Origin of the sequence: Streptococcus sp. Marseille-P7376 (genome assembly GCF_902460385.1) — a bacterium.
GTDB classification, from domain to species: Bacteria; Bacillota; Bacilli; order Lactobacillales; family Streptococcaceae; genus Streptococcus; species Streptococcus sinensis.
Genome location: NZ_CABPTS010000015.1, coordinates 20224 through 44465, shown reverse-complemented (window position 1 = coordinate 44465; position 24242 = coordinate 20224). Strand labels below are relative to the sequence as shown.

The following is a 24242-nucleotide window of genomic DNA, read 5'->3' as shown; positions in this document are numbered from 1 at the left end:
TGATCCTCCTTCTCACAGTAAGTTGATTAGCCATGCTGCCGCATAACTAACTAAACTTGCCGCCACGCCAATACCAATCAGCCAACGTCTATAAGCTTGTTTGTCTAATGGCAGGTCGCCGACGAATTTACCAGTTTGACCATTCATGGCAAAGACAAATTTTTTACCATGCCAAGTTGTATTTAAGATCCAAACTGGATAAAGCACATACTTGGTCGAGCCATTTTTTAGTCGGATATTTGATGATTCTGCAACAACGGTATCGAAATTGGTGACCGTGTTTGCAAAGACAGTTTCTGTACTTTGCTTGACACGGCGATTGGCATGAGAAAGACTTTCCTCAGCACCAACATCATACTTGTCTGCCAGATAACCTGCTAAGTATGCAGTCTGAAAATTAACAGCTTCTGAAAAATCAAAGGGCTCAATGGATTCCATCAATTGATTATCTAATTTGCTTGAACCATCAACTGGGATTCGCTCAAAATCTAACTGACCAGAACGAAGAACTGAAAAGTAGTTCGTTTCGGTGTAGTTGTAGTCCTTATCACTCCAGCTTCTCACTCTAGTGGCTTGATACTGAATATCGGCATCCGCTTCTGTATCAAAAAGCCAGAATGGGACATAAAGTCCTTTGACCTCATCGATGTGATTTTGGTCTTTAAAGACCTTGGGGAGGAGGATTTTCCCCACAAGGTGTTTACTTAGTTTTTCCTTAGCTGCTTTTTTGTCCAATTTAAAAGGAATGACATAGTCTGGTTTTAAATCACCAGAAAAGCGTCCCATCATAACGACAGGATTGTCACAGAATGGGCAGGATGTGGCTGCCGTTGATTCATCAGCGACGATTTCACCGCCACAAGACTTACAGACATAGACGGACATGTTATCTGTCTCGCCACTTTCCCATTCACCACCAGCTTGAGAAGTCCAAGTCAAATCTTCACCGGCTTGGTTTTTTAATGCTTCATCTAATGCCTGCAAACTATCCATATCCAACTCAGTATCACAATAAGGACACTTCATTTTTTGGATAGAACTGTTAAATTCAAGAGCACCGCCGCAATTCGGACATTTATATTCTTGTAATTCTGCCATGATGACCTCCTTTCTACTGTCATCTGTCTATGAGATAGAGAAAAAAGTTTTAAATAAGGTCATGTTCATCGAAAACATTGCCACATTCAGGGCAGAATTTTGGTGGATTGTATGGATCTTCAGGCTGCCAGCCACAGTTGCTGCAACGGTATTGGCGCTTGGATTCAGGTTTCGGTTGGCCGCAATTTGAGCAGAATTTGCCCTTGTTGACAGTGCCACAAGAACAGGTCCAACTGTCTTGAACAGGTTTTGGCGAACCGCATTCGGGACAGAATTTCCCAGAAGCTTCATGTCCATTTGGGCAAGTCCATTTATCTGTTGGACTTTGAGAAGCTGCAGACGCTGCTTGTGCCTGTTGTTTGGCAGCTTGTTCTTGTTGTCCCATGGCAAAAAGATTTTGAGCATTCATACCGCCGCCCGCGCCTGTAGCCATGCCTAGTCCCATGAAGCCGGTCATAGCACCGCCAGGATTATTAGCGGCTGCTTTCATAGCATCTGCCTGTGCTCCAACCAAAGTAGCAGCTGCCATTGTTGTATCTTTCATAATGGCCGTACGTTGCGCTTGCTTAATCATTTCAGCATCTTCTTCTGGAAGAGTGACAGAACCCAGAGCTACGCTAATGACTTTCAGCCCACGGAGCTCGCCCCATTTGCTAGATAAGGCTTCGTTCATGGCATTTTCCAGCTCTGTATTGTGGCTCACGATTTGATTTGGCCGCAATTCTAAGTCAGATAATTGTGCAAAAGCTGGTTGAAGAGCGCTGATAAATTCAGTTTTCAGTTGTGATTCGAGTTCTTCCCGCAGATATTCTCTTTCTACGTTTCCACAGACATTGGTGTAGAAAAGAAGCGGGTCAGCAATCTTGTAAGAATAAACGCCAGAGCAGCGGACAGAAACATCTATATCCAGACCGATTTTGGAGTCCACTACCCGAAATGGAATTGGGTTTGGGGTGCCAAACTTATTATCGATAAGTTCTTTGGTATTGAAATAGTAAACACGCTGGTCTTTGCCTGTATCACCACCATAAGTAAACCGTTTACCGATTTGTTTGAAGGTTTCCTTGATGGATTCCCCTAAATTGCCTGTAAAAATGCTAGGCTCACTAGAAGTATCGTAAGTAAATTGACCAGGCTCCGCACAGACTTCGACAATTTTTCCTTGTTCGACAATCATCATACATTGACCGTCTGCCACAGCAATTCCAGAGCCGTTTGAAATAATGTTGTCGTTGCCCTTAGTGTTGGAAGAACGTCCAGATATTTGTTTTTGCCCTTTGACCACCATAACGGACTTGTCCATGGCATCACAGTAAAAGAATTCCTTCCATTGGTCGGCTAAGACGCCTCCTACGGCGCCAATTCCTGCTTTAATAAGGCCCATAAGAATCTCCTTTCTTTTTACAAAACACGCTGATTGGCATTAATTTAAAGATTCCTGATAAATCACCTCATCTCTTTTGGCAGTGAATTTTGAGTATAGCAAAAAATCGTGTGCCGATGAACACACTTTTATATTTTCTAATTTCATAATTTGCTTGACTCGAAGTTTTTGAAAACGCTTTCCTATATAAACTATTATATCATATTTTGGGAAGATTACAATAATTTATAGGAGAAAACATGCAGACAGGATGCAAAAGTGGAGACAAGAATATATAAGTAACACTTGAAGTTACAACGTTTTTAATATATAATAAAGGAGAATAAGAGCAGAGAGGAGAATGAAATGCAAATTTCTAGCCGTTTTACTATGGCGACTCACATCCTAGTGGTTATCGCTCTAGAATGTAAAAATGAAAAAATAACGAGCGATTTGTTGGCAGGCAGTGTCGGAGTCAATCCAGTTATTATCCGCAAGACCTTGTCCCAACTTAAGAAGGCTGGCTTGATTACCGTTGCCCGCGGAACAGGAGGAGCAGAGCTTGCTAAGGATTTAAAAGATATCACGCTCTTGGATGTCTATCAGGCAGTAGAATGCCTGGGCAAGAGCGGGCAGCTCTTTAGTTTCCATGATAAGCCTAATCCAGACTGTCCGATCGGCAAGAACATTCACACTGTTTTAGACGACCGCTTGGCTGCTATCCAGACAGCCATGGAAGCAGAATTAGCTCAAACCAATCTGGCCCAAGTCGTTGCGGCTGCGGAAAAAGAAATTCAACAACAAGCTGTTTCCCAATAATCAGCTTGTTGTTTTGCAATTTCCAATGGCTTTGTTTATAGTAACAAACATTGATATATTTTGAGAAGGTCGCTGTGAAAAACAGAACGGGTGGACAGACACTCTGAAGATGAGGAAAGCAGATAAAAAGTACCAAATTCGGTGCTTTTTACCGTACTTTAAATATGGTAAAATGGATATGACCAAAATATGAAAAAAGTATAGAATGGCGAAATAATAAACGCAAATATTCTTTTTTGATGATGAATAAGAATAGAGAAAATTTGAATGTACAGAGGAAAAAGCATGAGATTACCCCAAAATAAGACAAAGCATGAACTTACAAAATTATGGACTGGGGAGCTGATGGCTGTTGTATCATTTTGGCTATGTTTTTTTGCTTTAAAAGACTGGCTCTTAAATACAATGATGTTGATTTCTATTTTATATCCACTAACTGTATTGAGTTTAATTCTTATTCAGGGTTCCTTATATTGGCTGATTTTGTTAAAGAGATTATCCAAGCCGCAATTTGCCAGAACAAATACAAGAAAGATATATAGGATCTTTAAAATGATTGATTTTGTTTTATTATGCTTCGGCGTCCCTATGATTATACTCTGTTTTGTAAATGTTCCTGTAATGATGTTCGCAAGTTTCATCTTGACCTTTGCAGTAATTGAGTGGATAAACTATTACAAAGTACGATTATCTTACAGTGCGAATCCTTTCGTTTTATTGAGACGTATTAAAAACGGGAAATTGTCAAAGAGTAGATTAGCTAAAGAACTTAGTGGAAAATAACTTGCAGATTGTCTAACCGAAACAATTAAATACAATTCTACTACATAGTCATTCATCAAACAGTAAGTCCAAATGATTTACTGTTTTTTTATTGTGCACTTATATTGTATATTCAAGGGATAAATAGGGAAAGAGTATACATCAAGTAAATAATTGCAAATACCAAGGGTGAGGGCGAAAAAGTTGGGGCAAAGCCGAAAAGCTCTCCTATACAGTACTCATGAATTAACGGAGACATTGCGCAAAAGCAGAATTATTGATTGGCAGAAAAAACATTCTGCGCGTGCTCGTATGCGCATGCTTGTTAAACGGCTCCTTAGGAAATACAAATATCCACCGGAGGGTGTCGAAGACGCCATTGTGACAGTTATCAAACAATGTGAAATGTGGACAGATAATCCTGATAATAATTATGAGTCCTATTCATTTTCTGACCAACTGATGGTTGCTGAAAAATAATATTTACTCAAAATATCAGTCATTTTTTGAGATCCCTCAAAGATATTTTGTTACAATATTTTCACCATTCCAGAAAGTAAAAATAAGAACCCGTGTAAGCAAAAAAGCACCAAATTTGGTGCTTTTTTGCTATGTTAATTAAAATACAGCAAGTCCTTGCTGGTTTCGGTGAAGAGTTCAAAACCATTCTTAGTGACATGACCGCAGTCTTCGATGCGGACACCAACCTTGCCAGGGATGTAGATACCAGGCTCGACAGAGAAGCACATGCCTTCCTCGATGACCATGTCGTTGCCCTCCATGATGGATGGGAATTCGTGGACATCCATACCGATGCCGTGACCCAGACGGTGGTTGAAATACTCACCATAGCCAGCTTTTTCGATGACCTCGCGGGCAGCTCGGTCTACTTCATGAGCTGTGACGCCTGGTTTGATAAAGTCAAGCGCTGCTTGTTGGGCTTCCAGAGTCAAATAGTAGATGTCTTTTTTGAACTGGTCTGGTTGCCCGACAGCGACGGTCCGTGTCATATCACTGGCATAGCCATTAACCATGCAACCCAGGTCAAAGAGGAGGAGGGCATTATTTTCTACTTTGTTAGCTCCGGGAATGCCGTGTGGATTGGCTGCGTTATTGCCTGTCAGAACCATGGTTTCAAAGCTCATCTCATAGCCTTCTCGCTTGATAGCAAAATCAATTTGAGCGATGATGTCTGTTTCGGTATTATCCAGTGAAATATTGTCAAAACCAATATTGACAGCCTTGTCGGCATACTGGCCAGCTACCAGCATTTTCTGGATTTCGTCGGCTGATTTGATCAGACGCAAACGGTTGATATAAGGAGTCAGGTTGACAAATTCAGCCCCGTCAAAAACGGTACGCAGGCCGTGATATTTGGTTAAAATGAGATTGTCAAACTCGACCGCTACTTGTTTGAAGATTTGAGATGGTAGGGAAGCTTTGATCTTTTCCCAAGGATTTTCAGAATCAACATAGCCCACAACCTTAAAATCCACGATGGATGAAGCGCGCTCAACCTCAAGTGCAGGTACGAAAAGAAGCGGCTCATGGTCGGTGTAGACGAGTAGAAACATTTGGCGTTCATGAGGGTCGCTGTAAAAACCAGTTAGGTACTGAATCGTTACAGGATCGGATATGACAGCCACATCTTTTTTTTCATTTTCAAGATAAGTGATGATTTGATTGATTTTTGTCATGTTTCGACCTTCTTTCTATGCCTCTATTTTGGCAAAAAAAACAAAAAAAATCAAGAGTTTTCAAAAACTTATCAAAATACTTGAAAGTGTTTACAATAAGTGATAAAATGGTGTGTGTAGGAAAGTGAAAGCGAAATTTTCAATAAAAGAAAGGAAACCATATGAACACAGACGACACAGTAACCATTTATGATGTCGCCCGTGAAGCGGGAGTTTCAATGGCGACAGTTAGCCGAGTCGTAAATGGAAACAAAAATGTAAAGGAAAACACGCGTAAAAAAGTGTTGGAAGTGATTGATCGCCTTGACTACCGTCCAAATGCTGTTGCACGTGGTCTGGCTAGTAAAAAAACAACTACTGTCGGTGTTGTGATTCCAAATATTACCAATAGTTACTTCTCAACTCTGGCCAAGGGGATTGATGATATTGCTGAGATGTATAAATACAACATTGTCTTAGCAAACAGCGACGAAGATGACGACAAGGAAGTTTCTGTTGTCAATACGCTTTTCTCTAAGCAGGTGGATGGTATCATTTTCATGGGTTATCATCTGACTGAAAAAATTCGCTCTGAATTTTCACGTTCACGGACACCGGTAGTCCTTGCAGGAACGGTAGATGTGGAGCATCAGCTACCAAGTGTCAATATTGACTATAAGCAGGCAACAACGGATGCGGTGAGCCTTTTGGCTGATCGTAACAAGAAGATTGCCTTTGTTAGTGGCCCTTTGGTTGATGACATCAATGGCAAGATTCGTTTGTCTGGCTACAAAGAAGCCCTGAAAAGCAAAAAACTCCCTTACAGTGAAGGGCTGGTCTTCGAGTCCAAGTATAGCTACGACGATGGTTACCATCTAGCTGAACGCCTGATTGCCTCAAAAGCCACTGCAGCTTTTGTGACAGGTGATGAATTGGCGGCTGGTCTGCTCAATGGCTTGTCAGACCAAGGAGTCAAGATTCCAGAAGATTTTGAAATCATTACCAGCGATGATTCACAAATAGCTCGCTTTACTCGCCCTAACCTTTCTACCATCAGTCAGCCTCTTTATGATATTGGTGCGATTAGTATGCGCATGCTGACTAAGATTATGCACAAAGAGGATTTAGAGGAACGTGAAGTTCTTCTCGCTCATAGCATTAGTGAGCGCAAATCGACCCGTAAATAAGCCGAAAAGACCGCAAGGTCTTTTCTTATCTCGTCACCAAATGATGGCTGTAGAGAAGATGCTCTAGACGAAAATCCACTAAATTGTAAACTCTCAGGATATACAGTTCTTGAGAGTGTTCTTTTTTGATTAAGTCTGAGCCTGTCTATTTCGGAAATATCATTCTGAAAACAAATCCAAGCCTTCCTTTAGTTTTATGAGAAGTCAGGCTAAGGATTGATTTTTGCGTCATTCTTCCCTTGGCGATTCCCTTTTTCGCATCTTTTGGGTATAATAGAAAATATGAAAGTATTACTATATCTAGAAGGAAAGTCTGTTTTAGAAAAATCAGGCATCGGCCGTGCCTTGCAGCATCAAATGCATGCACTGGATCTGGCAGGAATTCCTTATACAACAGATGTTTTAGGAGATTATGATGTTGTGCACATCAACACTTACGGTCCCCGTAGTTTGCTTCTTCTTCACGCGGCCAAGCGGAGAGGCAAAAAAGTAATCATGCACGGACATTCGACCAAAGAAGACTTTGAAAATTCTTTTATTGGCTCTAATCTTTTTGCGCCCTTATTTGGCAAATATTTAGCTCACATGTATAAAATGGCGGATTTTATCATTACTCCGTCAGAGTATTCAAAAAAATTGATTCAATCCTACGGTGTAACGACGCCCATCATAGCTGTGTCAAATGGCATTGAGCTGTCTAAATACAAGAAAGACAAACGTAAGGAAGACGTCTTTAAAAAACATTTTCAGATTGCAGAGGGGCAGAAAGTCGTAATCTGTGCAGGCCTTTATTTCAGACGAAAAGGAATCGAAGACTTTGTCGAAGTAGCTAGTAGAATGCCAGATGTCCGCTTTATCTGGCTGGGTTCTATCAATCTTTGGCTTATTCCGCGCAAGATTCGAGATCTTGTCCTCTTTAATCATCCAGAAAACGTGGAATTTCCGGGTTATTTCAAAGGTGCAGTCTTCCAAGGAGCCATGTCAGGCAGTGACGCTTTCTTTTTCCCATCTTATGAAGAGACAGAAGGGATTGTGGTTCTAGAAGCGCTGGCCAGTGGTCAACATGTGGTCCTGCGTGATATTCCTGTTTATAATGGCTGGATTAATGAAGAGTCGGCGGAGCTTTGTCATAATGTAGATGAGTTTGTTGAATCGCTTCGTAAGGTTCTTGACGGAAAAGTGGACAAACGTGAAGCAGGTTATCGCGTTGCGGAGAGTCGCTCTATTGATGATGTCGCACTTCAGTTAGTCAAGGCTTACCAAACAGTTTTGGAGATGTGATATGCGGATTGGTCTTTTTACAGATACCTATTTTCCTCAGGTTTCCGGGGTGGCGACGAGCATTCGTACCCTCAAGACTGAGCTAGAGAAACTAGGTCACACAGTCTTTATTTTTACTACGACGGATAAGGATGTCAACCGCTATGAGGATTGGCAGATTATCCGTATTCCCAGCGTACCTTTCTTCGCTTTTAAGGATCGGCGCGTGGCTTATCGTGGTTTTTCCAATGCTTTGGAAATTGCCCGCCAGTACCAGCTGGATATCATCCATACCCAGACAGAGTTTTCTCTGGGCCTTTTGGGAATCTGGATTGCCAAGGAATTGCGGATTCCAGTGGTTCACACCTACCATACCCAGTATGAGGACTATGTGCACTATCTTGCCAAAGGAATGGTGATTCGTCCAAGTATGGTCAAGTACATCGTGCGTGGCTTTATGAGCGATTTGGATGGTGTGATTTGTCCTTCTGAGATTGTTTACGATCTTTTGGTCGGTTACAAAATCAAGGCAGAAAAACGGGTCATTCCGACAGGAATCGACTTGGCCAAGTTTGACCGACCAGAACTATCTCGGGAAGATATTAAGAAACTGCGCTTTAAGCTGGGAGTAGCAGAAGACGAAATCATGCTGCTCAGTTTATCTAGAATTTCTTACGAGAAAAATATCCAGGCGATTGTTCAAGCGATGCCAACGGTTCTCGAAGAGAATGGTAAGGTTAAGTTGGTCATTGTCGGAGATGGGCCTTATGCAGAGGACTTGAAAGCCTTGGTAGCCCAGCTCCATATTGAGGATGCTGTCATTTTCACAGGAATGATTGCGCCAAGCGATACAGCCCTCTATTATAAAGCGGCAGATTTCTTTATCTCAGCCTCAACCAGTGAGACGCAGGGTCTGACCTATCTGGAAAGTCTAGCCAGCGGTACGCCGGTCATTGCTCATGGTAATCCTTATCTGGACAATGTAATCAGCGATAAAACTTTCGGTACACTCTATTATGAAAATCGGGATTTGGCAGGAGCCATTTTGGAGGCCATTTTGGCAACACCAGATATGGACGAGAAAAAGCTAGCTGATAAATTATACGAGATTTCCGCAGAGAATTTTGGCCGTCGTGTCTATGAATTTTACCTAGATTTGACTATTAGCAAGGATTTTCAAAATGATCTCAATCCGGAAGAAACGGTTGCCAAACGCTTAGCCAAGACCATTGTCTATTTGCCAGGTAAGATTATTTCTCTGCCAGTAAGTGGTTCTACACGAATCATGAAGGCATCTAAGAAACAGATAAAAAATATTCGGAAATATTTGGAATAAACATCGTCGTGAGGCCTAATGATCGGAGGTGTTCCTATGAAAGGTTACAAAAAAGAAATTTTCTTTTTGCTCCCCCTTGTCTTTTTCTATTTTGTCTTTTATATACTGTTACGGTATTTGCCCATGGATTCCATGTTAAGTAAGGGGCTTGTAGTTGGAAATGTTCTCATCTATTCTCCCCTCGCAACCCTACTGGTCTCCTTGCTCTATGCAGCTTTTCATGGATTTTCTTTGCGCTTTTCTTTCTTGGTTGCCCTCTTATTTTTCCTGACCATTTTCACCTTTGGAGAGTGGATTCCTCTTTATCATGCCGTCTATTTCCTTTTCTCACTAGCTGGAAATGGCTTGGGGCATTTGATCTATCGATTTAGTAGGAAAAATAGCAGAGCTGGGAATCAGTAAAAGTTCTTGCAAATTTTTCCAATCGTGCTATAATGTTTTCTAGAGACATATCACCTGCAGGAAATCTTTTAGAGAGCGCGTGGAGCTGGAAATCGCGCAGAGGATGCAGTTGGGACTACTCTACTGGCTTTTATGCAAACATAAAACGGTGGCTACGTTAGAGCCGATTCGAGGTGTGAGTCTTTTGACTTGCATAAATGAAGGTGGAACCACGTTGCGACGTCCTTTTATGGATGCCGCTTTTTATTTTGTCAGAAGGAGGAAGAATGATGCTTTATATGATTGGCGGATCGCCTTGTAGTGGGAAGTCAACAATTGCTTCACTTCTAGCTAGACAGTATCAGCTGCTTCATATCAAGCTGGATGATTTGGTGGACGAGATGATGAGTCAAGCAAGTGTAGATTCACAGCCGATTTGCCTTCTTAGACAGGACAGAAATCCGGAACAAATCTGGATGAGAAATCCAGAAGAGATGGCAGATGAAGAATGGCGCTTTTATGAAGAGATTTTTCCTTATGTAAAATCTTACTTGATAAAAAATCAAGATAGACCTCTCTTGGTGGAGGGGGCAGGACTTTTGCCTCACTTGGTAAAGGAGCTTGAATGCCCAGTGGCCTCTTATCTATGCTTGACTCCGACAGCTGATTTTCAGAAAAAGCATTATAGACAGAGAGAATGGGTTCCTTATGTCTTAGAGGGAACAACCAATCCTGAGCAAGCTTTTGAAAACTGGATGCAACGAGACATTCTTTTTGCCCAAATGGTTCGGCAGGAAGCGATGAAATTAGGCTATCCTAGCCTCATAACAGATGGTAGTCAGTCAGAAAATCAGACTGTGGAAGAAGTTGCTCGGCTCTTAAAATTGTCCAATATAAATAGAATAGATATTAAAGGAGAAAACACATGATTAAGATTACTTTCCCAGATGGCGCTGTGCGTGAATTCGAATCTGGCGTTACTACTTTTGAAATTGCCCAATCTATCAGCAATTCCCTAGCTAAAAAAGCTTTGGCTGGTAAATTCAACGGCAAATTGATTGATACAACTCGTGCCATCACTGAAGATGGTGCCATTGAAATCGTGACACCTGACCACGAAGATGCTTTGGACATCTTGCGTCACTCTGCAGCCCACCTGTTTGCGCAAGCAGCTCGCCGTCTTTTCCCAGATATTCACTTAGGCGTTGGTCCTGCCATTCAGGACGGTTTCTACTACGATACAGACAATGAAGCAGGGCAAATCTCCAACGAAGACCTGCCTCGTATCGAAGAAGAAATGAAGAAAATCGTCAAAGAAAACTTCCCGTCTATCCGTGAGGAAGTGACCAAGGATGAAGCGCGTGAAATCTTCAAACATGACCCCTACAAGTTGGAATTGATTGAAGAGCACTCAGAAGATGAGGGTGGTTTGACCATCTACCGTCAGGGCGAGTACGTGGATCTCTGCCGTGGACCTCATGTTCCATCGACAGGTCGCATCCAAAACTTCCACCTCTTGAACGTGGCTGGCGCATACTGGCGTGGGAACAGCGACAACGCAATGATGCAGCGGGTCTATGGTACTGCTTGGTTTGACAAGAAAGACCTGAAGAAATATCTGCAAATGCGGGAAGAAGCTAAAGAACGCGACCACCGTAAACTTGGTCGTGAGCTTGATCTCTTCATGATTTCTCAAGAAGTAGGACAAGGTTTGCCATTCTGGCTGCCAAACGGTGCGACCGTCCGTCGTGAGTTGGAACGCTACATTGTAGACAAGGAGTTGGCTTCTGGTTACCAACACGTCTACACTCCACCATTGGCTTCTGTAGAGCTTTATAAGACTTCTGGCCACTGGGATCATTATCAAGAAGATATGTTCCCAACTATGGATATGGGTGATGGGGAAGAATTTGTCCTCCGTCCGATGAACTGCCCTCACCACATCCAGGTCTACAAACACCACGTTCACTCTTACCGTGAGCTGCCAATCCGTATCGCTGAGATCGGCATGATGCACCGCTATGAGAAATCCGGTGCCCTGACTGGTCTCCAACGTGTACGCGAAATGTCCTTGAACGATGGACACCTCTTTGTTACTCCAGAACAAATCCAAGAAGAATTCCAACGCGCCTTGCAGTTGATTATCGATGTTTATGAAGACTTCAATTTGACAGAATATCGTTTCCGTCTGTCTCTTCGTGACCCTCAGGATACGCATAAGTATTTTGATAACGATGAGATGTGGGAAAATGCCCAAACCATGCTGCGAGCAGCCTTGGACGAAATGGGTGTGGACTACTTTGAAGCAGAAGGAGAAGCAGCCTTCTACGGTCCGAAACTGGATATCCAGGTTAAAACAGCCCTTGGAAATGAAGAAACTCTGTCAACTATCCAGCTGGACTTCCTCTTGCCAGAGCGCTTTGACCTCAAGTATATCGGAGCTGATGGTGAAGAACACCGTCCAGTTATGATTCACCGTGGTGTTATTTCAACCATGGAGCGCTTCACAGCTATCTTGATTGAGAACTACAAGGGTGCCTTCCCGACTTGGCTGGCTCCGCATCAAGTGACTTTGATTCCAGTTTCTAATGAAGCCCATATTGACTACGCTTGGCAAGTGGCTAAGAAGCTGCGTGACAAGGGGGTTCGTGCTGATGTGGATGAGCGCAATGAAAAGATGCAGTACAAGATTCGTGCTTCACAAACCAGCAAGATTCCTTATCAGCTAATCGTTGGTGACAAGGAAGCAGAAGACGGTACTGTCAATGTTCGTCGCTACGGCCAAAAAGAAACGCAAACCGTTCCAGTTAACGAGTTTGTGGAAGCTATCCTAGCTGACATCGCCAACAAATCACGCGTGGCTAAAGAAGATTAAAATAAGAAAGGCAAATCCGACTGAGGGAGCTCCTCAACAGGTTTTGCTTTTCTTTGCAAGTTTATTACGGAGAAACTATTTCTCATCTCTGTGTTTTGTCTAATTTCTCAAAAAATGGTATAATGAAATAAAAGAACAGGGGAGAGAGATGTTAAAAAGAGATTTACTGAGAAATGTTATCATTGTTGCGGTTCTTCTTGCTATTTTAGTGGGATTGCGTTTGTTTGTCTATACGCCTTATCGTATTACCAAGCAAGATGCCAATTCTTTCTTAGCGGAAGATGATTTGGTGCTGGCTGAAAAGACAGAGAAAATTCCGCGGGGGGAATTTGTGCTCTATGAAGTCGATGGCAAATATTATGTCGGTCGCGTCATCGCTAAGGAAAATGACAAGGTGACCTACATGGATAATCTTCTCTATCTGAACGATCAGGTGCAGTCAGAGGAATATATCGAAAAGATGCGGGAAAAATACTTAGCTTCTGCTGCAAGCACAGGCTATTATACTCACGATTTTTCGATTATGGATTTAAAAGGTGCAGAGTCCGATACCATCCCAGAAAAATCCTTTTTGATTTTAAACGATCGGCGGGAGAATACAAAAGACAGTCGAGAATTTGGTCTGATAAAAAAGAATCAGATTAAGGGAGTTGTGGAATTCCGGATTTCTCCATTAGATAAATTTGGTTTTGTAGAAACGAAGTAACATGAGTTATTTCGTTTTTCTTGTGGTTTTGTAGTAGTCAGAAGGATGATATAAAAATGCTCAGATGCTAGTGACGTGGGGCTGATTCGTGTTCTTTTGCTTAATTGTGTGTATGCACATTATTATCGGCCAGAAGAAATCTTGGAGGAGCATACTATTTTTGAGTTGCAATTGTTAGTAAGGCCTTTGCGGTCGAGCTAGAAAGGCGGACCGTACTTTAGTGGAAAAAGTAAATGCTGCTTTCGGAAAATTATACCAAGAAGGACAAGTCCATAAAATCGCTGAAAAGTGGTTTGGAGAAGATATTGCAACAGACCAAGTGAAAGTATATAAAAACAACTAGCAGAAAACTAGTTGTTTTTTCGTGTTTCTTGGTGAAAGATGTTTTGCCAGACTTCGTGGCGGCGCCAGAGGCTGGTATGGATAACATCTCCGATTTGATAGCGAATCAGCTTGGTTTTTTGGCTGACGGATGTAATTTCTAAATTTTTGATAGGAGAAGTTTGGGCTCTCTCTAGTTGAAATTCTTCTTTGTTGAGCTGGCGACCATCTTGGGAAATGTAGACAAAATCGGAAGATAAGAGAGTATCTAATTGACTGCCTTGGTCGACTAATTGCTCACGCATCAGGAGTTTTTGATAAACATTATCCAGAATCTCATCTTCAGGAATAGGAGCTGGCTCAATATGAATATCAATGTCGAAGACACCGAAGTTTTCCTTGAGCATATCCTCTACCTGATCAGCGATTTCGTGGCTTTCAAAGACGGAGAGGTTAGGATTCATTTCCAGTATAATATCCAGATAGATATTGCTGCCATAGGTCCGGCCACGCTGGGACTTGACGCGTGTGATTTTAGGAATTTCCAGAATGGCACGCTTATAGTCGTCTAAAAGGTCCTGGTCAAAGCCATCTGATAGGCTGAAGGAGGACTCCATGAAAATATCATAGGCCGTTTTCAGAATGAAAAAAGTAATAATGATGGCTGCTAGCTTATCAACGATAGGAAACTTCAGGGAGCTAGCAATAATAGCAACCGACGTGCCCAGAGAAGTGATAGCGTCCGATAGATTGTCCTTGGCAGCCGCATCCAGAGCTTTGGATTTTACCCTTTTGGCTAGGTTTTTATTGTAAAGATAAACGCCAAACATGATGATAGCTGATACAATCCCGACAATGGCTCCCACAGGATCAATCAAGGTTTCTTCTTTGTTAATAATTTTTTGAGCCGTATCAATGAGAACATTGAAACCGACAAAAAACATGATGAAAGAAGTAATCAGGCTGGCCAGATCTTCAATCTTCCAATGGCCAAAGCGATGGTCCTTATCCGCTGGTTTTCGAGCCATGCGCAGGCCGATTAAGACTGCTAGATTGGCAACGATATCGGAGACGTTGTTGAAACCATCCGCCGTCAAACTGGAGGATGTCAGTGCTGCACCTGCAATGATTTTTGTAACGGATAAACCTATGTAGGTGGCAATTGCTAGGAGGGCGCCTCGTTCGGCAAGTTTGAGATTGTCACTTGGATGATTGTTCATGGCTGCTCCTTTCTAGACTACTATTATAGCTTTTTCGCACTTAAATTTCAATGAAGGACAGTTGTCTTTTCGATAACAAATTCACTCGAATTTTGATATAATGGAAGCATTGATTTTCAGTTTGATTTTATATTGAAAGGATAGAAGATGAATCCCTTATTAAACGGTATGAATGACCGTCAGGCCGAAGCGGTCCAAGCAACAGAAGGACCCTTGTTGATTATGGCGGGGGCTGGTTCGGGTAAGACCCGTGTCCTGACCCACCGTATCGCCTATTTGATTGATGAGAAGATGGTTAATCCTTGGAATATTCTAGCCATTACCTTTACCAATAAGGCAGCGCGGGAGATGAAGGAACGGGCAGCAGCACTCAACCCAGCTACCCAAGATTGTTTAATCGCCACTTTCCACTCCATGTGTGTGCGCATCCTGCGGCGAGAAGCAGATCATATTGGCTATAACCGTAACTTCACCATCGTTGATCCGGGCGAACAGCGAACCCTGATGAAACGGATTCTCAAAAACCTCAATCTGGATCCTAAAAAGTGGAATGAGCGCGCCATTCTGGGTACGATTTCCAATGCTAAGAACGACCTGATTGATGAGGTAGCCTATGCGAATCTAGCAGGTGATATGTACACGGAGATTGTGGCCAAGTGCTACACAGCCTATCAAAAAGAACTGCGTCAGTCTGAGGCTATGGACTTTGATGACTTGATTATGCTGACCCTGCGGCTTTTTGACCAGAATCCTGATGTCTTGACTTACTACCAGCAGCGTTATCAGTACATCCATGTGGACGAGTATCAGGATACCAACCATGCCCAGTACCAGCTGGTCAAACTCTTGGCTTCTCGCTTCAAGAATATCTGTGTAGTCGGGGATGCTGACCAGTCTATCTATGGCTGGCGGGGAGCCGATATGCAAAATATCCTAGACTTTGAAAAGGATTATCCAGAAGCTAAAGTAGTTCTGCTTGAGGAAAATTATCGCTCTACCAAGACCATCCTTCAGGCAGCTAATGAAGTGATCCGAAATAACCGCAACCGTCGTCCTAAAAATCTCTGGACCCAGAATGAAGATGGCAAGGAGATTGTCTACTATCGGGCTAATGATGAGCAGGATGAGGCCCTTTTTGTCGCTCGGACCATTGATCAGCTGAGCCGAGAAGGCTACAGTCATAGGGATTTTGCGGTCCTTTACCGGACCAATGCCCAGTCACGGACGGTGGAGGAAGCCCTGCTCAAGTCCAATATTCCTTATACTATGGTGGGCGGCACTAAGTTCTACAGCCGCAAGGAAATCCGCGATGTCATTTCTTATCTAAATCTCATCGCCAATCCTAGCGACAATATCAGCTATGAGCGCGTGGTCAATGAGCCCAAGCGTGGTGTCGGTCCAGGAACGGTGGAGAAAATTCGGGATTTTGCGTCCAGCCAGGAAATCTCTCTACTGGAAGCATCGGCCAATATCCTGCTGTCGCCAGTCAAGGGTAAGGCGGCTCAGGCAGTTTATGAGTTTGCCAATCTGATACTCGACTTGCGGGATCGTTTGGATGATTATACAGTGACTGAGCTGGTAGAAGCCGTATTGGAAAAGACAGGTTATGCTGCAGCCTTGGCTGCTCAGGCAACCATAGAAAGCCAAGCACGGATTGAAAATATCGAAGAATTCCTGTCTGTGACCAAGAACTTTGACGAAAGTCCAGACAATCCTGCTGATGAGTCTGGTCTTGACAAGCTCAGCCGTTTTCTCAATGACTTAGCCTTGATTGCAGACACAGATGACGGAGATACGGAGAGTTCTGAAGTGACTCTGATGACCCTCCACGCGGCCAAGGGATTGGAATTTCCAGTCGTCTTTCTGGTTGGTATGGAGGAAAATGTCTTCCCTCTAAGTCGGGCATCTGAAGATGAGGATGAGCTAGAAGAAGAGCGGCGTCTGGCCTATGTCGGCATCACCCGAGCGGAGAAGATTCTCTATCTGACCAATGCTAACTCCCGCTTGCTCTATGGCCGTACCAACTACAATCAGCCGACCCGTTTCCTAAGAGAAATCAGCTCAGACTTGCTAGACTATCAGGGACTGGCTCGGCCGGCAAACAGCTCCTTTAAGGTCAGTTACACCAATAGCGATACTAGTCAGTTCGGTCAGGGCATGAGTCTAGCACAGGCTCTACAAGAGCGGAAGCGTCAGGCGGCTCCTAGTTCGATTTCTACAGGCAGTCTGCCTTTTGGAAAGAGCAGTCAGTCATCTAAGCCAGAAGTTGCTTGGGCTATCGGGGATATTGCCCACCATAAGAAATGGGGCGATGGGACAGTTCTGGCAGTTTCTGGCAGCGGAAATAGTCAAGAGCTCAAGATTAATTTCCCAGAAGTCGGTCTGAAGAAAGTGCTGGCCAGCATAGCACCGATTGAGAAAAAATCATGATAAGGCAGTCAATTGAAGCCTGGATCTATCATTCAAGTGATAGGGAAATCTTGCTCTTGAAAGTTGAGGATGAGAAAGTTTCCTTTTGGCAGCCCATTACGGGTGGAATAGAGAGGGGCGAGAGTCCAGAAGAGGCCTGCCTTCGTGAAATAAAAGAAGAGACTGGCTTAATCTTGTCTTGTACGAATCTGACTAGCCTTGGAGATTTTACAGTAAAGATTGATGAAAAACTGACCATCCACAAAAGTCTCTTTCTAGTTCTGACAGAACAGAAGGAAATCCAGCTTTCAGATGAGCATGTGGGAGCTCAGTGGGTAGCTTTAGACAAAGTTTCGTCGCAGTTGTACTGGCCCAGCAATCAGACTACTTTTGAAATCATTTCCGAGGAGCTATAAGATATAGCTTCTCTTTATTTGTTTTGATAAGGAAATTCTATTAGTCAAGCGAGATGTTTAGTGGTAGACTTATCACATAACTATAGTGAGGTGACCTTATGACACGTGAATTCAAATTTGAAACCCTGCAGCTTCATGCCGGACAAACAGTGGACCCGACAACCAAGTCGCGGGCTCTGCCTATTTACCAGACAACTTCCTATGTGTTTGATGATACTCAGGAAGGAGAAGATCTTTTTGCCCTGCGCAAACCGGGCAATATCTACACTCGGATTACCAATCCGACCCTGTCTGCTTTTGAGGAGCGGATTGCGGCTTTGGAGGGTGGAGTCGGAGCTCTAGCAACAGCTTCTGGTATGGCGGCCCTTACCTATACCATTTTAGCCTTGGCGCATGCTGGCGACCATGTAGTGGCAGCTTCCACCATCTACGGTGGCACCTTTAATCTGCTCAAGGAAACCCTGCCTCGCTATGGTATTACCACGACTTTTGTCGATATTGAAAATCTGGCTGAAGTAGAAGCGGCCATTCAGGACAATACCAAGTTGGTTTTGATTGAAAGCTTGGGCAATCCTCTGATTAATATCCCTGACTTTGAAGCTTTGGCAGAGCTGGTTCATGCTCATAAAATTCCGCTGATTTCTGACAATACCTTTGCTACACCTTATCTGATCAATGTCTTTTCTCACGGAGTGGACATTGCGGTGCATTCTGCGACCAAGTTTATCGGCGGTCACGGAACCAGCATCGGAGGTGTGATTGTGGACAGCGGTCGTTTCGACTGGGAAGCTTCTGGCAAGTTTCCGCAGTTTGTTGATCCGGACCCGAGCTATCATAATATCAGTTATACGCGCGATGTCGGAGCAGCAGCCTTTGTCACTGCTGTCCGGACCCAGCTCTTGCGCGATACGGGCGCAGCCATGTCTCCCTTCAATGCCTTTCTCTTCTTGCAGGGGTTAGAAACTCTCTCTTTGCGCGTAGAGCGTCATGTGTCCAATGCGGAGAAGATTGTAGATTTCCTAGCAGGGCATCCTAAGGTTGAGCAGGTCAATTATCCCAAACTTACTGACAGTCCTTATCATGCTTTGGCAGAAAAATATTTCCCTAAAGGCGTGGGCTCTATCTTCACCTTTAATGTCAAAGGTGGAGAGAAAGAAGCTCGTAAGGTTATTGACAGCCTGGAGATTTTCTCTGACTTGGCCAATGTAGCAGATGCTAAGTCTCTGGTTGTCCATCCAGCTACGACAACTCACGGTCAGATGTCCCCAGAAGATCAGCTGGCAGCAGGTATTACACCAAATCAAATTCGTCTCTCTATCGGCCTGGAAAATGTGGATGACTTGATTGAGGATTTGAGAATCTCCTTGGAATCTATTTGATTTTTAATATTTCTAGACAGAGTAAATAAGAATAAAACTAGGTTTTCGCCTAGTTTTTTGTTATAATGAGAGATATTAAAAAATAGCAGGTAATTAAAATGACAATTTCAGTGATTGTTCCGTGCTTCAATGAAGAAGAGTCTATTCCTTTGTTTCATGAAGCCATGGAAGCGGTCAAATATCAAATCCGTGACCAGTTTGAATATATTTTTGTCAATGATGGGTCGACAGACCGCACCTTGGCTGTTTTGCGTGAGCTCAGCAGACGCTGTCCAGATGTGCACTATCTGTCCTTTTCTCGTAATTTCGGAAAAGAAGCAGCGCTCTATGCTGGGCTCCAAGAGGCAAGCGGGGATTTTGTGACGGTCATGGATGTGGACTTGCAGGATCCGCCCGAGCTTCTAATTGAGATGAAAGCTATGTTGGACATGAATCCAGAACTGGACTGTGTGGGGACCCGTCGCACTACTCGAGAGGGAGAGCCACCTATCCGGAGCTTTTTTGCCAATCTGTTTTATAAACTGATTAATAAGATTAGTCAGGTAGAGATGGTGGATGGTGCGCGTGACTTCCGACTGATGCGCCGCCAGATGGTAGAGGCTATTCTGGATGTTTCAGAGTACAATCGCTTCTCCAAGGGGATTTTTGCCTGGGTTGGCTTCAATACCGAGTACTTGGAATACAAAAATGTCGAACGAGTGGCTGGCAAGACCTCTTGGAATTTCTGGTCCCTCTTCAACTATTCCTTGGAAGGTATTGTCAATTTCTCTGATGCACCGCTGAACATCGCTTTTTTAGGCGGCATCCTGTCTTGGATTTTAGCCTTTATCCTAATGGCGGTGATTATTATCCGTACCTTGGTTTTTGGTGACCCGACATCGGGCTGGCCGTCGCTCATGACCGTTATTCTCCTTCTCGGAGGCTTCCAGCTGCTAACCATCGGCATACTCGGTAAATACATCGGAAAAGTGTTTATGGAAACTAAGCATCGGCCGATTTATGTGATTAAGGAGAAGAGTAAATGATTTTCCAAAAACGTTTTTCTGATTTTAAAAACTATCTTCTTTTAAATAAATCGTCTGCCCTGCTTATTTTTATTATTTATTCAGTGGTCAATATTAATGTCGGTTTAGCTGAGTATCCCTATATTGATGATATTGGAAGACAATTACAAGGTTATTCAGGATTTTCTGAGCATTATTCAAGATATTTAAGTGAGTATTCCGCTCGTTTAATACAGGGTGGGAAGCATCTGACAGATTTAGGATTAACTACTCATATTCTATCAGCTTGTTTTCTATCTCTTGCTAGCTTGGTTTTATTATTTGTCTTATACCCTAAAAATAAGATAACTTTTGTAACTGCATGTGCTTCAACTATTATAGGGATTAATCCATGGTTTTTAGAGCCATTAAGTTTTAGGTTTGACAATCCTTTTATGACTTTAAGTATATTAGTTTCAATTATCCCATTTATTTTTTGGGATAATAAAAAAATATTTGGAATCATGTCAGTTGTTGGTATATTCTTAATGTGCAATTCATACCAAGCTTCTTCAGGAGTGTACATTATGGTAACCATGACGCTAATATTTTTAGAATTATTGCAAGGAAGTTATTTTAAAGAAGAAATTCCTAAAATTGTTATTTCTATCTTGTCTTATGTAGTTGGTTTGGTTTTATATCGTATACAACTTTTTATAAAGCCACCGATTTTTGCTGATCAAGCTAATATTCCAAAGGGATTAGCAATTCTTAAAATAATCATTTTTAATGCCAAGGGATATTTGAAAAATATATTTTTGCAGAGTTCGACTATCTGGATTCTATTAAGTATAACAGCTGTACTTCTCCTAATGATTAGTGTAATTCGCTTTTCGAGAACAAAATTTGTTTTAAACTTTGTTTATATGTTGATATGGTTAAGTTTAGGAAGTGTATTTAGTTATGGAACTTATTTGATTTTGTCTAATCCTTATTATCTTATGAGACCAAGATATGAATATGGTTACGGAATTTTTTTAGCGATTATCTTAATTGTTAGCTTAGAGTGTATTGAAAAGAGTAAGATTATACGTGGGATTAAGTCCCTCATTTCTGGATTATTAGTTTTCTATTTCCTCTCTTTCTCTTTTGTTTACGTGAGCAGTTTAAAACAACAAAATGATATGTTCAAATCGCAGAGCATATTGCTAGCTTCCTCTTTAAATAAGTATGTTACCCCAGAAAAAGCAGTGATTAATGTGAATCGATTTCTTTCTGATTCTCCAGTATTTAGCAATACAGCTTCTGTTTATCCTATTCTCAAAAGTCTGATTATGCCAAATACAAATGTTTCTTGGGATATGACAATGAGATTTAATAGCATCACTAATCTAAATGTTGATTTTAAATTAATTGATATTGCAAATTTGGATTTTAGTAGTGAAAAATATACCTTACTTGAAGAAACAAAGTTATATAATATCTATCTTAAAAACAATGAATTATTTGTTATCATGAAATAGAATATTTTCTGCCTTATAGGAGAATGAAGAAAACTTTAATTTTATATTGTATACTGTAGATTTCTCTATACTCTATTGCCTCTTATGATAAGTCTATTCATTATTACTTGTAGATTATTGTATCATTTATATACAGAGTATCAAAAGGCATAAGAAACTATTCTTTTGTGCTCCTACTGAATAGATTTTCCGATAGTGATTCGATCAAGCAGATTTTTTCTGCTTTTTTTGGTATAATAAATTCATCGAATATTTATGATCTGAAAGGAAAAACAAATGATTTTAATTACAGGCGCGAATGGACAGTTGGGAACAGAGCTTCGCTATCTTTTGGATGAGCGCAATGAGGAGTATGTGGCTGTTGATGTGGCAGAAATGGATATTACCAATACCCAAATGGTGGATAAGGTCTTTGCGGAGGTCAAGCCAAGCTTGGTCTATCACTGCGCAGCCTATACTGCAGTTGATGCAGCTGAAGATGAAGGCAAAGAGCTGGACTATGCCATCAATGTGACCGGTACCGAAAATGTGGCAAAAGCTGCAGAAGCACACGGGGCGACCATGGTCTATATCTCAACAGACTATGTCTTTGACGGACAAAAGCCTGTCGGAGAGGAATGGGAAGTAGACGATCGACCAGATCCACAGACCGAGTATGGCCGTACCAAGCGCATGGGTGAGGAGCTAGTTGAGAAATATTCCAGCCGTTTCTACATTATCCGTACTGCCTGGGTCTTTGGTAACTACGGTAAAAACTTTGTCTTTACCATGCAAAATCTTGCCAAGACGCACAAAACTCTGACTGTAGTCAATGACCAACATGGCCGTCCGACTTGGACTCGTACGCTGGCTGAATTTATGACGCACTTGGCTGAAAATCAAAAGGAATTTGGTTATTACCATCTGTCTAATGATGCGGCAGAGGACACGACATGGTATGACTTTGCAGTGGAAATTCTCAAAGATACAGATGTGGAAGTCCAACCGGTTGATTCCAGCAAGTTCCCAGCCAAGGCTAAGCGGCCTTTCAATTCAACTATGAGCCTGACCAAGGCTAAGGCTACGGGCTTTGTCATTCCGACTTGGCAGGATGCCTTAAAAGAGTTTTACAAGCAGGATAAAAAACACTGATATCTAACAAAAAGGACCTTAGAGTCCTTTTTTGATATCTACTTATCATTAGCTTTTCACATTTCATGGAAAGTATAGTATAATAAGAACTAGAACACAATTGGAGAAGATAGAATGTCCCAGAAATCAGAAGTTTCACTACCGTTAGTTAAGAGTAATTATATATGGAATATGTTGGGGACTGTTTCTTCCTCATTAATATCAGTCGTATTGCTTCTTTTAGCTTCCAGAGTTCTGGGTTCAAAAGATTCTGATATTTTTAGTATCGCCTATGCCTTAGGTCAACAGTTTTTTGTCTTAGGTTATTTTCAGGTAAGAAATCTGCAATCTACAGATGTAAAGGAAAGATATCGATTTGCTTCTTATCATAACACGAGGCTTTTTACTGTCTTTTTAATGATTTTGACCTCATTTTTTTATATTTTATGGCAAAGTTATGATTTGTATAAAGCTAGTATCATTTTGTTGCTAGTTCTCTATCGATCCATGGATGCCTATTCGGATGTTTTTCAGGGATTATTTCAGCAGAAAAACAGATCTGATTTGGCGGGAAAGGTGCAATTTTATCGTAGTTGGATCTGTATGTTGATTTTTGCAACAACTTTACTGTTCACTGGATCATTGATGGCTGCTAGTATAGCTATCTGTTTCGTGAATTTCGTTTTGACTTTTGTATTAGATTTTAGAAAATGCAAATTATATTTTCCTCAGGAAAATTTCAAACCTTTATTATATGAGGATAGAAGGAATATTTACTCCATTTTAAAAAATAGTTTTCCCTTGTTTTTAAATGGATTTTTGTTAACGTATATCTATAACGAGCCCAAAATTGATATTGATTACCTTTTGACAAATGGCTATTTTTCATCTGGGGTTCAAAGAGACTTTAATGTTCTATTCATGCCTGTCTTTGTCCTATCCCTTTTATTCTTCGTCCTGAGACCGTTGACTACACAACTTTCTATTTATTGGAATGAGAAGAAATTTACACTATTTTTCAAACAGGTCAATACCCTATATCTAGTAATGACTGTTTTAGGAGTTGTTATTGTTGTTTTGGGTTATCTGATTGGTACAGAAGTGCTTGGTGCTGTTTATGGTATCCGATTACAGGAGTATAAGCTTCCTTTCACTATACTACTTATAGGTGGCATTTTGAATGTTTTTGCTCTAGTAGTCGATATCATTATGACTATCTTTAGAAAACAGCATTATCTGATGATAGCCTATTTATTGACATTTGCTGTTTCAAAATTTATTACGTTGCCATTTATCCGCGACCAAAAATTGCTCGGAGCTGCTAATTCCTTTTTAATCTCCATGTGCGTCTTTTATGCAACAAGTCTGATTATTTATGGCATTGTTAAAAATCAGGAAAAAAGAAAGAAGTAGGATTC

General features: G+C 41.8%; 21 protein-coding genes and 1 pseudogene. 18 read left to right on the top strand and 4 right to left on the bottom strand.

Translation table 11 applies throughout. The annotated features are described in order from the left end of the window. Window positions 1-12: 12 nt before the first annotated feature. Entirely contained in the window at window positions 13-1098 is a 1086-nt protein-coding gene (locus FZ952_RS08100; RefSeq protein ID WP_148881284.1) for a hypothetical protein, read from the bottom strand. A 49-nt stretch (window positions 1099-1147) separates the two neighbouring features. Then, window positions 1148-2482, bottom strand: a complete 1335-nt coding sequence (locus tag FZ952_RS08095; protein WP_148881283.1) for an SPFH domain-containing protein — start codon at window positions 2480-2482, stop codon at window positions 1148-1150. 345 nt (window positions 2483-2827) lie between these two features. Between FZ952_RS08095 and FZ952_RS08090 the strand changes: the two genes are divergently transcribed. The 3 genes and pseudogenes from FZ952_RS08090 to FZ952_RS08080 form a co-directional block, all read left to right on the top strand. Then, window positions 2828-3280, top strand: a complete 453-nt coding sequence (locus FZ952_RS08090) for an Rrf2 family transcriptional regulator (RefSeq protein ID WP_062199688.1) — start codon at window positions 2828-2830, stop codon at window positions 3278-3280. 285 nt (window positions 3281-3565) lie between these two features. Further along, window positions 3566-4063: a hypothetical protein gene (locus FZ952_RS08085; protein ID WP_062199686.1), complete on the top strand. Its 498-nt coding sequence runs from the start codon at window positions 3566-3568 to the stop codon at window positions 4061-4063. 204 nt (window positions 4064-4267) lie between these two features. Continuing rightward, a pseudogene (locus FZ952_RS08080) lies at window positions 4268-4522 on the top strand (type I restriction enzyme endonuclease domain-containing protein); the annotation flags it as partial. Window positions 4523-4656: 134 nt separating this feature from the next. Here FZ952_RS08080 and FZ952_RS08075 read toward each other — a convergent pair. Beyond that, window positions 4657-5739: a M24 family metallopeptidase gene (locus FZ952_RS08075; RefSeq protein ID WP_148881282.1), complete on the bottom strand. Its 1083-nt coding sequence runs from the start codon at window positions 5737-5739 to the stop codon at window positions 4657-4659. 161 nt (window positions 5740-5900) lie between these two features. Here FZ952_RS08075 and ccpA point away from each other — a divergent pair, with 161 nt between their 5' ends. The 8 genes from ccpA (at window position 5901) to FZ952_RS11825 (ending at window position 13806) form a co-directional block, all read left to right on the top strand. Then, on the top strand, window positions 5901-6905 hold the full coding sequence (gene ccpA, locus FZ952_RS08070; protein WP_062199680.1) for a catabolite control protein A: 1005 nt from the start codon (window positions 5901-5903) through the stop codon (window positions 6903-6905). 282 nt (window positions 6906-7187) lie between these two features. Further along, window positions 7188-8186 carry a glycosyltransferase family 4 protein gene (locus FZ952_RS08065; RefSeq protein ID WP_148881281.1) on the top strand — a complete coding sequence of 333 codons (999 nt, stop codon included), beginning with the start codon at window positions 7188-7190 and terminating at the stop codon, window positions 8184-8186. 1 nt (window position 8187) lies between these two features. Continuing rightward, window positions 8188-9501, top strand: coding sequence for a glycosyltransferase family 4 protein (locus FZ952_RS08060; protein WP_148881280.1), 1314 nt, complete (start codon window positions 8188-8190; stop codon window positions 9499-9501). 36 nt (window positions 9502-9537) lie between these two features. Further along, window positions 9538-9903, top strand: coding sequence for a hypothetical protein (locus FZ952_RS08055; protein WP_148881279.1), 366 nt, complete (start codon window positions 9538-9540; stop codon window positions 9901-9903). Window positions 9904-10172: 269 nt separating this feature from the next. Continuing rightward, entirely contained in the window at window positions 10173-10811 is a 639-nt protein-coding gene (locus tag FZ952_RS08050) for an AAA family ATPase (RefSeq protein WP_187423898.1), read from the top strand. Beyond that, a complete protein-coding gene (gene thrS / locus FZ952_RS08045) occupies window positions 10808-12757 on the top strand; it encodes a threonine--tRNA ligase (protein WP_148881278.1) in 1950 nt (649 codons plus the stop codon). Before FZ952_RS08050 ends, thrS begins: the two co-directional genes overlap by 4 nt. A 148-nt stretch (window positions 12758-12905) precedes the next feature. Next, window positions 12906-13463 carry a signal peptidase I gene (gene lepB, locus FZ952_RS08040; RefSeq protein ID WP_148881277.1) on the top strand — a complete coding sequence of 186 codons (558 nt, stop codon included), beginning with the start codon at window positions 12906-12908 and terminating at the stop codon, window positions 13461-13463. 220 nt (window positions 13464-13683) lie between these two features. After that, window positions 13684-13806, top strand: a complete 123-nt coding sequence (locus FZ952_RS11825) for a hypothetical protein (protein WP_262366350.1) — start codon at window positions 13684-13686, stop codon at window positions 13804-13806. 7 nt (window positions 13807-13813) lie between these two features. On the opposite strand, the gene FZ952_RS08030 is transcribed toward FZ952_RS11825, so the two are convergent. After that, the gene (locus tag FZ952_RS08030) at window positions 13814-15004 is read right to left on the bottom strand and encodes a cation diffusion facilitator family transporter (protein ID WP_148881276.1); all 1191 of its coding nucleotides are present in this window, start codon (window positions 15002-15004) and stop codon (window positions 13814-13816) included. 147 nt (window positions 15005-15151) lie between these two features. Between FZ952_RS08030 and pcrA the strand changes: the two genes are divergently transcribed. From pcrA to FZ952_RS07995, 7 genes are all read left to right on the top strand, one after another. Continuing rightward, window positions 15152-17434: a DNA helicase PcrA gene (pcrA, locus tag FZ952_RS08025; RefSeq protein WP_148881275.1), complete on the top strand. Its 2283-nt coding sequence runs from the start codon at window positions 15152-15154 to the stop codon at window positions 17432-17434. Beyond that, entirely contained in the window at window positions 17431-17829 is a 399-nt protein-coding gene (locus tag FZ952_RS08020; RefSeq protein ID WP_148881274.1) for an NUDIX hydrolase, read from the top strand. The genes pcrA and FZ952_RS08020 overlap by 4 nt, the downstream gene beginning before the upstream one ends. A gap of 98 nt (window positions 17830-17927) precedes the next feature. After that, window positions 17928-19208, top strand: a complete 1281-nt coding sequence (locus tag FZ952_RS08015) for an O-acetylhomoserine aminocarboxypropyltransferase/cysteine synthase family protein (RefSeq protein ID WP_148881273.1) — start codon at window positions 17928-17930, stop codon at window positions 19206-19208. A 98-nt stretch (window positions 19209-19306) separates the two neighbouring features. After that, a complete protein-coding gene (locus FZ952_RS08010; RefSeq protein WP_148881272.1) occupies window positions 19307-20233 on the top strand; it encodes a glycosyltransferase family 2 protein in 927 nt (308 codons plus the stop codon). After that, window positions 20230-21714, top strand: coding sequence for a glucosyltransferase domain-containing protein (locus tag FZ952_RS08005; RefSeq protein ID WP_148881271.1), 1485 nt, complete (start codon window positions 20230-20232; stop codon window positions 21712-21714). The genes FZ952_RS08010 and FZ952_RS08005 overlap by 4 nt, the downstream gene beginning before the upstream one ends. A 276-nt stretch (window positions 21715-21990) precedes the next feature. Continuing rightward, window positions 21991-22845 (top strand): dTDP-4-dehydrorhamnose reductase, encoded by an 855-nt coding sequence (rfbD, locus tag FZ952_RS08000; RefSeq protein ID WP_148881270.1) that lies wholly within the window; start codon window positions 21991-21993, stop codon window positions 22843-22845. A 114-nt stretch (window positions 22846-22959) separates the two neighbouring features. Continuing rightward, a complete protein-coding gene (locus tag FZ952_RS07995; protein ID WP_148881269.1) occupies window positions 22960-24237 on the top strand; it encodes a lipopolysaccharide biosynthesis protein in 1278 nt (425 codons plus the stop codon). Window positions 24238-24242 lie beyond the last annotated feature (5 nt).